12 protein-coding genes and 1 pseudogene are annotated in these 13,806 nt (G+C 40.9%); 5 read left to right on the top strand and 8 right to left on the bottom strand.

The annotated features are described in order from the left end of the window. Positions 1-21: 21 nt before the first annotated feature. Together rfbB and galE are read right to left on the bottom strand one after the other, a co-directional pair. Positions 22-1,074 carry a dTDP-glucose 4,6-dehydratase gene (gene rfbB / locus AFM12_RS17095; RefSeq protein WP_055150799.1) on the bottom strand — a complete coding sequence of 351 codons (1,053 nt, stop codon included), beginning with the start codon at positions 1,072-1,074 and terminating at the stop codon, positions 22-24. Then, entirely contained in the window at positions 1,071-2,087 is a 1,017-nt protein-coding gene (gene galE / locus AFM12_RS17090; protein ID WP_055150796.1) for a UDP-glucose 4-epimerase GalE, read from the bottom strand. The genes rfbB and galE overlap by 4 nt, the downstream gene beginning before the upstream one ends. A gap of 102 nt (positions 2,088-2,189) precedes the next feature. On the opposite strand from galE, the gene AFM12_RS17085 reads away from it, so the two are divergent. Further along, on the top strand, positions 2,190-3,107 hold the full coding sequence (locus AFM12_RS17085; RefSeq protein WP_310586888.1) for a transglutaminase-like domain-containing protein: 918 nt from the start codon (positions 2,190-2,192) through the stop codon (positions 3,105-3,107). A 53-nt stretch (positions 3,108-3,160) separates the two neighbouring features. On the opposite strand, the gene AFM12_RS17080 is transcribed toward AFM12_RS17085, so the two are convergent. The 4 genes and pseudogenes from AFM12_RS17080 to rpsU form a co-directional block, all read right to left on the bottom strand. Beyond that, positions 3,161-5,134 (bottom strand): M1 family metallopeptidase, encoded by a 1,974-nt coding sequence (locus AFM12_RS17080; RefSeq protein ID WP_055150793.1) that lies wholly within the window; start codon positions 5,132-5,134, stop codon positions 3,161-3,163. A gap of 86 nt (positions 5,135-5,220) precedes the next feature. Then, positions 5,221-5,826 carry a tyrosine-type recombinase/integrase gene (locus tag AFM12_RS17075; RefSeq protein ID WP_310586891.1) on the bottom strand — a complete coding sequence of 202 codons (606 nt, stop codon included), beginning with the start codon at positions 5,824-5,826 and terminating at the stop codon, positions 5,221-5,223. A 33-nt stretch (positions 5,827-5,859) separates the two neighbouring features. After that, a pseudogene (locus AFM12_RS20020) lies at positions 5,860-6,099 on the bottom strand (site-specific integrase); the annotation flags it as partial. A gap of 91 nt (positions 6,100-6,190) precedes the next feature. Further along, a complete protein-coding gene (gene rpsU / locus AFM12_RS17070; RefSeq protein ID WP_055150787.1) occupies positions 6,191-6,385 on the bottom strand; it encodes a 30S ribosomal protein S21 in 195 nt (64 codons plus the stop codon). Between the two features lie 497 nt (positions 6,386-6,882). On the opposite strand from rpsU, the gene AFM12_RS17060 reads away from it, so the two are divergent. From AFM12_RS17060 to AFM12_RS17045, 4 genes are all read left to right on the top strand, one after another. Next, positions 6,883-8,421 carry a helicase HerA-like domain-containing protein gene (locus tag AFM12_RS17060; protein WP_055150782.1) on the top strand — a complete coding sequence of 513 codons (1,539 nt, stop codon included), beginning with the start codon at positions 6,883-6,885 and terminating at the stop codon, positions 8,419-8,421. Positions 8,422-8,502: 81 nt separating this feature from the next. Continuing rightward, on the top strand, positions 8,503-9,009 hold the full coding sequence (locus tag AFM12_RS17055; protein WP_055150779.1) for a uridine kinase family protein: 507 nt from the start codon (positions 8,503-8,505) through the stop codon (positions 9,007-9,009). Positions 9,010-9,194: 185 nt separating this feature from the next. Next, complete coding sequence (locus AFM12_RS17050) at positions 9,195-10,076, top strand: bifunctional 5,10-methylenetetrahydrofolate dehydrogenase/5,10-methenyltetrahydrofolate cyclohydrolase (protein WP_055150776.1); 882 nt, start codon at positions 9,195-9,197, stop codon at positions 10,074-10,076. Then, positions 10,069-10,908 carry a hypothetical protein gene (locus AFM12_RS17045; protein ID WP_131458439.1) on the top strand — a complete coding sequence of 280 codons (840 nt, stop codon included), beginning with the start codon at positions 10,069-10,071 and terminating at the stop codon, positions 10,906-10,908. Before AFM12_RS17050 ends, AFM12_RS17045 begins: the two co-directional genes overlap by 8 nt. Positions 10,909-10,951: 43 nt before the next feature. Here the strand turns inward: AFM12_RS17045 and AFM12_RS17040 are convergent, their stop codons facing one another. Beyond that, the gene (locus tag AFM12_RS17040) at positions 10,952-12,439 is read right to left on the bottom strand and encodes an FMN-binding glutamate synthase family protein (protein ID WP_374754275.1); all 1,488 of its coding nucleotides are present in this window, start codon (positions 12,437-12,439) and stop codon (positions 10,952-10,954) included. 82 nt (positions 12,440-12,521) lie between these two features. After that, positions 12,522-13,760 carry a 3-phosphoshikimate 1-carboxyvinyltransferase gene (locus tag AFM12_RS17035; protein WP_055150767.1) on the bottom strand — a complete coding sequence of 413 codons (1,239 nt, stop codon included), beginning with the start codon at positions 13,758-13,760 and terminating at the stop codon, positions 12,522-12,524. Positions 13,761-13,806: the final 46 nt, after the last annotated feature.

The following is a 13,806-nucleotide window of genomic DNA, read 5'->3' as shown; positions in this document are numbered from 1 at the left end:
TACTTGACTGTTTGTGAGCTTTTATGAATACATTTCCTGATAGTACTTCTGATAATCGCCGGAGGTGATATTTTCGATCCACTCCCAGTTATTAAGGTACCAATCCACTGTTTTCTCAAGTCCTTCTTCAAAAGTTACGGACGGCTCCCACCCAAGATTATTCATAAGCTTTGTTGCGTCAATGGCATATCTGAGATCATGACCAGCTCTATCTTTTACATAGGTAATAAGTTCTCTTGACTCACCTACTTCCTGCCCAAGCTTCTTATCCATTACATCACAAAGAAGATGTACAAGATCAATATTGGTCCACTCGTTGTTTCCACCAATATTATAAGTCTCACCATCTTCGGCATTATGATATATCATATCAATAGCACGTGCGTGGTCAAGCACATAAAGCCAATCTCTGATGTTTTCCCCTTTGCCATAAACCGGAAGAGGCTTTTTGTTTTTGATATTGTTGATCATCAATGGAATCAACTTTTCAGGAAAGTGATTTGGGCCGTAATTATTTGAGCAGTTTGATAGAACCACCGGCATTCCGTAAGTACTATTATAAGCCCTCACAAAATGATCTGAACTCGCCTTAGAGGCAGAATATGGCGAACGAGGATCATAAGAAGTATCTTCTACAAAAAACTCTTTCGGGTCATGAAGCTCACCATAAACCTCGTCAGTAGAAACATGGTAAAAACGCCTGCCCTCATAATTTCCATTCCATGATTTCTTTGCAGCCATCAGAAGGTTTACTGTTCCTATAACATTGGTCATTACAAAAGCCAGAGGGTCGGTGATAGAGCGGTCTACATGAGATTCAGCAGCAAGGTGGATGACTCCATCAAAATTGTATTTATTGAAGAGGCCTTCAAGAAAACCGGCATCTACAATATCACCTTTTTCAAAATGATAGTTTGGTGCATTCTCGATGTCTTTCAGATTTTGAAGATTGCCTGCATATGTCAGCTTATCCAAATTCACAATGGTGTAATCGGAGTATTTATTTACAAATAATCTGACTACATGACTTCCAATGAATCCGGCACCACCGGTTATTAAAATTGTTTTACTCATTTTTTAAGTGCTAATTTTTGCTCCCACCTCCAGGCATCTTTGAGTGCCTCTTGAAGCGTCTTTTCTGTTTTCCAGTTCAATAAATTATTGGCCTTTGATACATCACCATAAATTTTAACAGTGTCTCCTGATCTTCTTGGGCCAATGGTGTAATTTAGTTTAAGATCGTTTACCTCTTCAAAAGTAGTTACAAGTTCTAATACCGAATTACCCAAACCTGAGCCTACATTAAACACATCAAAGAAGGGGTCTTCTTTATCGTTTATGTACTCAAATGCCGCAATATGGGCTTTCGCCAAGTCAACGACATGTATAAAATCTCTGATATTTGTACCGTCTGGTGTATCATAATCATCGCCAAAAATAGTCAATTGCTCCCTTAGACCGATTGCCGTCTGAGTAATATAGGGCACCAGATTACTCGGCACACCGTTTGGCAACTCTCCTATTTCGGCCGATTCATGTGCACCTATTGGGTTGAAATATCGTAAAGCGATAAACTGAAAATCCTGTTTTGAGATAATGACATCTCTTAAAATATCTTCCGCAATACTTTTGGTGTTACCATAAGGCGAATTTGCAGGTTTCCTTGGTGTTTCTTCAGTAACCGGAATAACCTCCGGCTCCCCATAAACAGTACAAGAAGATGAAAAGACGAGCTTTGAAACCTTAAACTCACCCATCACCTGAATTAACCTGATCAAAGAACCGATATTGAGGTCATAATATTTCAAAGGGTTTTGAACTGATTCACCAACGGCTTTTGCAGCAGCAAAGTGAATAACACCATCTATAGAATACTTTTCAAAAACAGTTCGCAGTACTGATTCCTCAGTGCAATCACCCTGAAAAAATGCGACTTTATGTCCCAAAATCCTCTCTATTCCCTCAAGAACAGAGGGGTCTGAATTGCTAAAATCATCTAGGATTATAGGAGTGTGACCAGCGTTTTTGAGCTCTACTACAGTATGTGAACCAATAAATCCGGCTCCACCAGTGACAAGAATATTCATTCAAAACAGAATTTTGACAAAAATAGGAAACAGCCCATGATTTACCCACTTATTGCAAGGCAAAGATGCCCTTAAGAGCTCATTTCTTTTTAACGGTTAAACATGCCTAAGCTCAAACTATACCCGAAAAAATTTGGGAATAAGAGAAGACTTACTAATTTTCAAACATCGAAGGCCGTAGCAATGGAAGCAAATGAAATCAAAGCACTGGTATCTTTACTTGACGACAGCGATCATGAAGTAAGCAATCACGTTGAGAAAGAAATCAAAAATCTGGGAGATGAGGCCATTCCCTTTCTGGAACATCATTGGGAAGAGAATCCCCTAAATCCTCCGCTGCAAAGGCGACTTGAAAACCTTATTCATGAACTTCAATACGATAACTTTACTGCCGGCCTGATAGAATGGAAAGAAAACCGGCTTCACGACCTTTTAGAGGGGATGTGGAGAATAGCAAGGTATCAATATCCCGATCTGGACTTCCAAACTATTCAAAAAGAGATCAATCAGATATATTTTGATTCATGGTTACAGCTGCGAGATGATCTTCACCCTTTTGATACCATCAAGGCCTTAAACCATGTATTCTTTGAGAAACATGGCTTTACTGCCAACACAAAGAATTTTCACTCTCCGGCAAACTCTTTGATAAATCAGGTAATTGAGACCAAAAGAGGAAATCCGATTTCGCTTTGCGTCATCTATTTATTGGTAGCTCAGCGATTAGGCCTCCCCATTTTTGGAGTAAACCTTCCAAGCCTTTTTATACTGACTTATAAATCAAAACAAATCCAGTTCTATATTAATATCTTCAATAAGGGACTAATTTTCAACAAAAAAGACATTGATACTTATCTGAAACAAATGCAGCTGGAGCCTAAAGAAATTTTCTACGAGCCCTGTTCAAATCTTGAAATTGTCAGAAGATCTCTATTAAATCTGATGTATTCTTTCAAAAAGAACTCTGAAACAGAAAAAGTGGAGGAGATAAAATACGTTTATGAGCGTTTAGGCTTGTAAAAAAAGCCCTTTCTTGTGCGGAAAGGGCTCGAAAATAGGGTCATTGAACTGCCTTAGTTTTCCTCCGGAACCTTATAAGAAGTTGGTCTCCATGTATTATTTTGGGTATTGGTATCCGGTAGTTTGTTATCCGGGTCTATTGTTACTGATTCAATAGGTGTTGTAGAATTGTATCTAAACTTCCATTCTCCACCACGCTGCCAAATTTCAACTGGAAACTGTACTCTACCTGTCTCTCCATTGACTTCTTTCACTTCCACCGTAACCGGCATTGGTAATTGTTCTTTGGTAGAAATGGTGATGATACTTCCCTGAGAAGGAGTTTGATTATTATAAATCACATCATCTACAGCCATGTCAATCTTCCAATCGTTATAAATCCAGCCTTTCCAGAACCAACCAAGGTCTTCACCTGCGGCATCTTCAATAGTTTCAAAAAAGTCAAATGGCGTAGGGTGTTTAAATGCCCAGCGACGCACGTACTCTTTAAAAGCATAATCAAAACGCTCTTCACCCAGCACCTGCTCACGCAACATTCTCAAACCCAAACCAGGCTTAAAATAGGCTGCAAGTCCAAAATTTTTCGATTGAATTACTTCTGGAGTATTTAATATAGCATCCCTTCCAAATAAATAGGGGGCATATTGACGGGCACTTACCGGCCTGTAAAACTCGCCTTCATTGAAGGCCTCACTTGACAAATCATTAATAAACGTATTGAAACCCTCATCCATCCAAGCGTATTTACGCTCGTTATTTCCGACAATCATCGGGAACCAGTTATGACCAAACTCGTGGTCAGTTACTCCCCAAAGTGCGGCTCCTTTGTCCTCTGCACCACAAAACACGATACCCGGATACTCCATACCTGAAACTACACCAGCCACGTTCGTTGCTACCGGGTAAGTATATTCCATTAAGTAATCCGAGTAAAACTCAATACTTGCCTTCACATACTCTGTTGATCTTCCCCAGGCATCATTACCTGCTGATTCAATAGGATAAACCGACTGAGCTAATGCTTTTTTCCCACTCGGCAGGTTTATGCGGGCAGCATCCCAGATAAAAGAGGCCGATGTAGCCCAGGCCGCGTCTCGGGTTTGGACACACTTGAATTTCCAGGTTTTGGTACCTGATTGGTTGTCATTTTCAACATCTTCTGCCGTTCTGATCATCACCGTTTCATCAGATCCGGCAGCTTCCTGAAGGCGATTTCTTTGAGTGGAGCTCAAAACTTCACCCGGATTAATCAACTCTCCTGAACCAACAACAATATGATTTGCAGGTACGGTTAGGTTGTACTCTATGTCACCGTAGTCAAGGTAAAACTCGCCATTCCCTACATATGGAAGTACATTCCAGCCCTCCACATCATCATAGACAGCCATTCTTGGATACCACTGGGCGAACTCATAGATTACACCATTTTTAGTGTCGTATTTACCCATTCTGTCAGACCCGTAACGAGGGACAGGAAAACTATAATTCATAGATATGGTTACTGACTCTCCAGTTGACAATGGCTCGCTGAAACGCACCTGCATCCGGGTGTCGTTAATCAAATGAGTAAGGTAAACTGAAGACTCAGTAGTTTTTCTTTTGCTCACAGGCACCGATTTCACAGCGGCCACATCAGATATGGTATAACCTCCATCAAAACCGGTATTTCCATGTCTGCCGCCTTCTAGCGGAGTAGTTTTGCCACCTTTTGAGGCATCATTAAACTGATTTTGCTCCAATTGTAACCAAACAAAAGGTAGTTGATCCGGGCTATTATTGGTGTAAGTAATTCTCACATTTCCCGAAAGGGAATTAGCATCAGGATCAAGAGTAACATTAATTACATAATCAGCTGAATTTTGCCAGTATTGCGGCCCGGGAGCACCTGTAGCACTCCTGTAAACTGTTCCCTGACGATAGGAAAAAAGCGGATCAAAGGCTGCCTTGTGGTCGTAATTAGATTCTTTCTGTGCAAAAGCTCCTGAGAAGACTGTCATAACAGCCAGAAGCAAAAGTAGTTTCTTCATTGATTAGAGTTTATTGATTTTTGGTTTATTCAGAGTTACAACGAAAAAGTATTAAAAATGCTCTCAAAAGTTGCAAATTAAATGAATTATCCGGCTTTAGGGTGAGCCTGGGCATGAACTGCTTTTAATTGCTCAATAGAATTGTGGGTATAAATCTGGGTAGCGGAGAGACTTGCATGACCTAAAAGTTCTTTGATGGCGTTTAAATCTGCTCCTTTATTGAGAAGATGCGTAGCAAATGTATGCCTGAGAACATGCGGACTTTTTCTGGTTTTAGTCGAAACCATTGATAGGTATTTCTTGACTAACCTTTGAACGAAAACCGGATAAACAGGTTTTCCTTTATCGGTCAAAAAAAGGGCGTCGCCTACCTGATCGAAAGTCTGCGTTCTTAAGCTCAAATAAGAGGTCAATTGCAACCGCAAAGGAGATAAAATAGGAATAACACGCTGTTTGTTCCTCTTGCCAAGCACCGTAATTTTTGATCCAAAAAGGTCAACATCGGCAACTTTCAATTGAATCAATTCTGATAAACGAATGCCTGTCCCATAAAAAAGCTCAAGAATCAGCTTATCTCTAACGCCGTTGTAATCTTCAGCAAACTGAACCTGATCTAATAAATTTTGGGTAGCATTCTCTTCAATGAAAACAGGTGGCTTTTGAGGAGTTTTAAGTGCTTTGACCCTCAGCATTGGATTTTGCCCTATTTTTCGTTTGCGTAGCAGAAAGGAATAAAAAGCTCTTAAACTGGCAATTTTTCGATTGATACTGGTGTGGGAAAGTTTTTGATCGCTCAGTGAGACAACCCAGGCTCGAATTTCCCGATAAGTAGAGTCTTGGGCTTTTGACTCAAAGTTTTCCGCTATGAAATTTGAAAATTGAGAGAGGTCAATCTCATAGGCCCGGCAAGTATGAGCACTCAGCCTTTTTTCATTTTTAAGATAGGATAAAAACAAATCGACCATTTTCAGGAAAGCATCACTGGTTCTTACAAATGTAAGTTTTCTGCGACGACTAACTTAAAAATGGTCGAAAATATTAGACTTAGGCTATTGATCAATCGTCAATATGGCCGTAAGTTTTTTGCTTGTATTCTGCGTTCAATACCTCAAATCTACGCTTCACAGATTTTTTTGTGAATTGTTGACGAGAACGAAGTTCACGCAAGACACCAGTACGCTCAAATTTCTTTTTGAAACGCTTAAGAGCTCTTTCTACAGATTCGTTTTCTTTTACTTTTACCTGGATCATGCTTTACACCTCCTTCGTTATTTTCTTTCGGGCTGCAAAGATAGAGCATTGGTTTTTATTAAACAAGAGGGAAGTTTGAAGTTGGAAGACGGGTGACGGGTGAAGGGTGAAGGGTGAAGGGTGAAGGGTGAAGGGTGTTGGATGTCGGGTGTAGGAAGATTGTGATCTTTCTCCATGTTCCGTTCTCCTTTCACCAATAAAAAAACCTTTGTCTTAAAAACCCTTAAACCGGTCATTATTTCTATAGGCCCATAGACTCACTAAAAAGAAGACACCCATAAATATGTAGTAGAATCCGGTAATCTTGACGCCTTCGCCAAAAAGACCTAAATCCAAACTAAGAAACAATAGAAGAAGGATAGATGTAAAAAATAATGTAAAGCGAGCCGCTTTTCTAATTAGCTGATCCATTGCAAATAATACAGTCTAAAGGTCAAAGCTAAGTCGATTTAATTAAATTTGTCTGCCGTTATTAAAAATAAACCCTTTTAAAATTCATGAGCAAAACAGAACAATTCAAGGAAGCCATTAACAAAGGTTACACGTTCAAAGGAGACAGTATTTTACTGGGTGCTGCCAAATTAGATGATCAGGTGGTACCTGGGACCGGTGTCAAAATTCCTCTGAAAACACTGAACCGGCATGGCCTCATTGCCGGAGCCACTGGTACGGGTAAAACGAAAAGTTTACAGGTTTTGGCCGAAGGTCTGAGTGAAAACTCTATTCCTGTTTTGTTAATGGATATTAAGGGCGACCTCAGCGGACTGGCCGCAGAAGGGGAAACCAAAGACTTTATTCTGGCCCGAACGGACGCAGCTGGAATTGAGTACAAACCAACAGGTTTTCCTGTAGAACTTCTTTCTTTAAGCGATGAAAAAGGGGTTAGACTAAGAGCAACTGTCTCTGAATTCGGGCCTATTTTACTAGGAAAAATTCTAGGGCTAAATGATACCCAGGAAGGTATTGTTTCTGCCATTTTCAAATATTGTGATGATGAAGGTCTTCCACTTCTTGACCTGAAAGATTTCATCAAAGTACTTCAATACTTAGGTGAAGAAGGCAAAGATGAGTTTGAAGAGAACTACGGAAAAATCTCAACAACCTCTGTGGGAACCATCATGCGTAAAGTTATCGAACTTCAGCAACAAGGAGCTGACCAATTTTTTGGTGAAACCAGCTTTGATGTAGATGATTTGATGCGAATTGACAAAAACGGAAGAGGCGTCATCAATGTTCTTAGGGTTACCGATTTGCTGGACAGACCAAAACTGTTCTCAACCTTTATGCTTTCACTTTTGGCCGAGCTTTATGCGGGTTTGCCGGAAGCGGGAGATGAAGACCGCCCAAAACTAGTCATCTTCATTGATGAAGCTCACTTGGTATTTCAGGAAGCTTCAAAAGCTTTGCTTCAGCAGATTGAGACAGTAATCAAACTCATCAGATCTAAAGGTGTTGGTATTTACTTCTGTACCCAAAACCCTCAGGATGTACCTGCACCAGTATTGAGTCAATTGGGACTTAAGATTCAACATGCTTTGAGAGCTTTTACTGCGTCTGACAGAAGAAAAATTAAAGAAGCAGCAGATAACTATCCGCTTACCGATTTCTTTGATACCGAGACCACGCTAACCTCCATGGGAATTGGCGAAGCTTTAGTTACCGCCCTTAACGAAAAAGGTATACCGACACCATTGGCAGTCACCTATATGTGTCCTCCACGTAGCCGAATGGATATTCTATCAGATTCTGAGATAGATGACCTCGTGGAAAGCTCTAAACTTGTGAAAAAATACAATCAGGATGTTGACCGGGAGAGTGCTTATGAGATACTAGGTGTTAAAATGGAAAAAGCTGCAGAGGAGGAGGAAGAGAAGGCCCCTGCAAGAAGAGGAAGACCACGAAAAGAGAAGTCGACCATGGAGACTATACTTGGAAGCTCGGCAGCTCGTCAGGTAGGTAGAACAGCAGCCAATATCCTAACCAGAACTCTTCTGGGAGCTTTGGGCGTAAGTACTAGAAAGAAAAAATGGTTTTAAGTTTGATGCCTGATGTTTGTTGTCATATGACTAAAATTTGACTTCCAACATCCGGCACATGACACCAAGCAAATAAACAACATGCTCATAGGAATTGGCGGCGTGAGCCGCTCCGGCAAAAGTACCTTGGCCAATCTTTTGGTAACGCATTTCAGGAAAACCGGCAAAAAAGCTATCATTTTCCACCAGGACGACTTTGTCTTTCCGGAAACACAAATTCCAAAGGTTCGGGATAAAACCGACTGGGAATCACCAGCCTCTATTGATCATCAACTTCTGTATGAGTTGGTTAAAGAGTTTAAAGATCGTTTTGATGTTGTTATTGTAGATGGACTTTTTGCCTTTTACGATGAAAACCTTAACAGTCTTTATGACAAAAGATTATTCGTCAAAATTTCACGCCGAAGTTTTTACATCAGAAAAGTGGCAGACAGACGCTGGGGCTATGTACCTACCTGGTTTGTAGATCACATCTGGAAGTCTTTTCTCAAATACGGAAACTCAAAAACCATTCATGGCGACTACTTAACCATTAGCGGAGAAGATGAGTTTGACATGAAGAAAGCTTTGAAATATCTGGAGGGGTAATTTGGTGAACGAAAAATTTGTGATTGGTTTACTGATGAATTGGGTGATTGGTCTTCCGTTCATCTTGTTCCGTTTTCCTTGTTCCTTTCTCCTCTACAAAGAAAAGCTCAATTTAAAAACCGGTCTTCTTCATAGACTACAGGGCAAACATTAACTTTACATCTTTAAAAAATCAAAGAGCACGAATGACTTTAATCGACGGTAAACTCATCTCAAAACAGGTAAAAGAAGAACTTAAAATAGAGGTTGATAAAATCATTGCCGAAGGCGGCAAAATACCTCATTTAGCGGCCGTTTTGGTGGGTGATAATGGAGCAAGTGAAACCTACGTGGCTAGTAAAATCAGGTCTTGTGAACAAATTGGCTTCAAATCCACTTTGGTAAGAAGAGACGCCAACGCTACGGAAGAAGAGGTGTTGGAGATCATTGATGAGCTCAATAAGGATGAAGATATCGACGGGTTTATTGTGCAGCTTCCCTTGCCGGATCATATCAATGTTGACAAAGTCATTGAGGCCATTGATCCAAAGAAAGACGTTGATGGTTTCCACCCCATAAATATTGGTCGGATGGCCAAAGGTCTACCTGCTTATGTTTCTGCCACGCCTTATGGTGTTCTGGAATTAATGAAACGTTACGATATCGAGACTTCAGGCAAACACTGTGTGGTGGTGGGCCGTAGTCAGATCGTAGGTTTACCTATGAGTATTTTAATGCAGCGTAATGCCTACCCGGGTAACTGTACCGTGACACTAACTCACAGCCGCACCAAAAACCTTAAAGAAATCACCCTTCAGGCAGATATTCTTGTGGCTGCCCTCGGAAAACCTGAATTCATCACTGAAGACATGGTAAAAGAAGGTGCCGTGGTGATTGACATAGGTTTAACCCGGGTAAAAGACGATTCTAAGAAAAGCGGCTTTGCTCTTAAAGGTGATGTGAAATTCGACGAGGTTTCTCCAAAAGCAAGTTTTATTACTCCTGTACCTGGTGGTGTGGGGCTAATGACTGTGGCCTCTTTGATGCATAATACCCTGTTAGCTTCTAAGGGGGAGATTTATGGGTAGGAAGCTTTCCCAATTTACGCTAAGAATCATTGTACTTATAGCTTTGACTTTTTCCTATTGGGGATGTGAAAAACCTTTTAAGAAAAGAGTTAATAACAGAGTTAGTCAAATTGATATTTCGTACCCTTCAATTGCAGATGAATATCAGGACATTTACAATTCAAGTATTTCTTTCAAGTATAATAATGAAGGAAAAGTTGAAGAGGTGCAAAGAATGTCCCATGACCATCAATTCATTACGAATTTCAAATATGGTCCTACTAATCAATTGAAGGAAATATTCCATGAATCAATGGGTGAGAGGAGTGATTTAATCTTTTTCACCTCCGCACCAAAAATTACCTACATGCTGTCTTATGATGATAACAGGATTTTTGTTGTCAATGACATTGATTCCATCTCTATTGAGTTAGAACTGAATAACCTTGGGGAAGTTCAAAGAATGACCAGAAAAGGTTGGAAAATTGATGATGAGGTTTTTATTCTAGAAAATCAGAATGACAATTTTTGCCTAAAAGGAAACAATGTCATTTTGAACCAAACAGCCATTTCCCAGTCTTGTCTTGATCTCTTCACTCCTTCAGAAATAAATAATCCATTTGAAAACGTAAAAGAGTTAGGACTTTTTTATTGGATTACGAGGCAGCCATTCTCATTGGATGCTCGCAGAGACCCGCTATTTTTCTTGTTAGAAAGAAACAGCTTCACTCCTTCACAAAATTCAATTTTAAGGTTTGAATATCACTCTTTAACAAAGGGGCACCCAACTCAGATTAACACTTTTGCTTCCTCACCGGCAAGACAATATCAATCTATTAAACTGTCTTATTAATGGCTTAATAGTCAATCAACCTTCTCTAGTTGTAGGTTCCGGCCTAACTCTTCACTCTCTCCACCTCATCTTTCTGATAACCATAGGCTAGCCTCAGTGGGGCCGTGTGATTGTTATCACCCATGGAAATGTCAATATCATCCATATTAAACTGGCAAGGGTGCTCGTAACCACAAGCATGGGTGATTTCCATAATTTCCTTCGTGAGGTTTTTCATGTAATTGGCAAAACGAACACTTTTCAGAGCCGGATCAAGACCAGCTTCAAGCCATTTATTGTTTGTGGCTATTCCAGTAGGACAACGGTTGGTATGACAAACCTGTGCCTGAATACATCCAATTGAAATCATGGCTTCCCGGGCTACATGAATGAGATCAACGCCCATGGCGAAAGCCATAATTGCACTATCTGGCAGACCAAGCTTTCCGGAGCCAATAAAGGTCACTTTATTGGTTAAACCGTATTTTTGAAAGGTTTTATATACCTGAGAAAAACCGTAAACCCACGGTAAGGCTACGTGATCTGCAAAAGATGGTGGTGCCGCACCAGTGCCACCTTCTCCCCCATCCACCGTAATAAAATCTGGTCCGTAACCCGTTTTCTTCATGAGTTCTGCGAGCTCTTCCCACATTTCCATTTTACCAATGGCCGCCTTAATCCCTACAGGCAAACCCGTGGCTTTCGCAATAGTCTCAATGAAATCCACCATTTCAGGAACAGTACTAAAGGCTGAATGAAATGAAGGCGAAATCACATCTTCTCCAACATGGACACCTCTGATTTCTGCCAGTTCCTTTGTAATCTTTGAACCCGGCAAAACACCACCTTTACCTGGCTTTGCACCTTGTGAAAGCTTCACCTCTATCATTCTGATCCAAGGATTTTGGTTAACCGTTTCCACCATCTTTTCTAAACTGAAATTACCCTCCCTATCCCGAACACCGAAATAACCAGTACCGAAGTGAAAACAAACATCGGCACCTTTCTTATGATAAGGGGATATTCCACCTTCTCCGGTATTGTGATAACAGCCAAACATTTTCGCCCCTTCATTCAATGCAGTAATGGCATTGGCAGAAAGTGAGCCGTAACTCATGGCAGAAATATTGATTAATGAGGTCGGCCGGTACGGCTTTCCCCGATGAGGCCCAATGATTTTCGCCGACGGACAAGGCTTCCCTAAATCAGCATGATGATCAAATGGCAGGGGCATCATTGCCGGCTTTATGAAGATATATCCACTTTCATGAATATCCTGGTCTGTACCAAAACCCTGATAATGATTCTCCTTTTTGCTGGAGGCGTACATCCAGGTTCGCTGGCGACGATTAAATGGCAGCTCCTCCCGGTTATTGGCAACAATATACTGCCGGAGTTCTGGCCCAATACTTTCCAGCAAATAGCGGATATGCCCCACCACCGGAAAATTGTGTACGATAGTATGCTTCTTTTGAAGAATATCTCGAAGAAAAACCAGGACAAGAATCAGGATCAAATAGCCCCACCATGGGACAGAAGATAAGTAGCTCAACAGGTTGATGATTTGATTGAAACAAATATACAGAATGCCTCCACCTACGGAAGCATTTCCAATATTTGATCAACAAATAGAATCAAGCGTTTGTTTCCTGCTCAAGAACTTCTGCAAGATGTTCCCAGAATTCAGGGTAAGATTTAACTACTACGCCAGGCTCTTCAATAATAACCTCTCGCATCATTGCCGCCGGTGCGAAAGCCATCGCCATACGGTGATCTTCGTAGGTTTCAATGACTGGTGTTTCTGAAGGAATTTCAGTTAGGCGGATTTCATATTTGTGATCTTTCTCAACCTCCACTAGCTCTCCTCCAAGTTTTTGAAGCTCTGTTTGCAGAGCAAAAACACGATCGGTTTCCTTGATTTTGAGACTTTCAATACCGGTGTAAGTTGCCGAAATTCTTTTCATGACATTAACCACCGCTACGGTTTGGGTCAAATCAGGACAGTTGGTAAAATCCCACTCGAATGAAGATTTCGGTTCAATTTTAGTCAAAAGTACTCCGTTCTCGGTAAAAGTACTTTTTACACCCAGTTGAGACATAATCTCTACGATGGCACTATCGCCTTGTAGTGAGTTTTCTTTAAGTCCTAAAAGCTCAATTTCAGCATCTGCATGTTCAGCCAAAGCCACTACGCTATACCAATAACTGGCACCAGACCAGTCGGACTCTATTTTGTACTTAATTGGCGAATAGGATTGAGGAGCAACGGAAAGAATGTTCTTTGACCAGTCAGCTTCCACTTTTACTCCGAAGGACTCCATTAGATTGATAGTCATCGTGATATAAGGAATAGAGCCTACTTCACCCACAAGGTTAATTTTGAGACCCTTAGGCAATGTCGGGGCAATCATCAACAAAGAAGAAATGTACTGACTACTTACATCCCCCCTGATACTCACCTCAGAAGATTTTTGCTCCGTAAAACCTTTGATCAAATGCGGAGGATAGCCATCATTTTTTTGGTAATCAATCTCAACACCGATAGTTCTGAGAGCATCTACAAGTATTCCGATTGGTCGCTCCTGCATTCGTGGGGTACCGGTCATCAGCTTTTGCTGGCCTTTGGCGGCAAAGTAGGAAGTAAGAAAACGCATGGTAGTTCCGGCGTCAAGCACATCAGCGACCTCACCAGTTTCCTTCAAAAGCCTGATCATTGTCTGCGTATCACGAGCAGATGCCAGATTCTCTAACTCTCCTTTAAAACCACACAAGGCATTGATAATCAAAGCCCTGTTACTTTCAGATTTTGAAGACGCTAAAGGTATTTTCTTTTGAAATGATTCCCTGTTTTTCTTTAGCAAAATGCTATCCATTCCTATTCCCTGTTAAAATGAGGGGCAAAGATAAAAGCATTCGGCA

It is taken from the genome of Jiulongibacter sediminis (genome assembly GCF_001306455.1).
GTDB lineage: Bacteria > Bacteroidota > Bacteroidia > Cytophagales > Spirosomataceae > Jiulongibacter > Jiulongibacter sediminis.
This window is presented reverse-complemented; position numbering and strand designations above follow the sequence as displayed.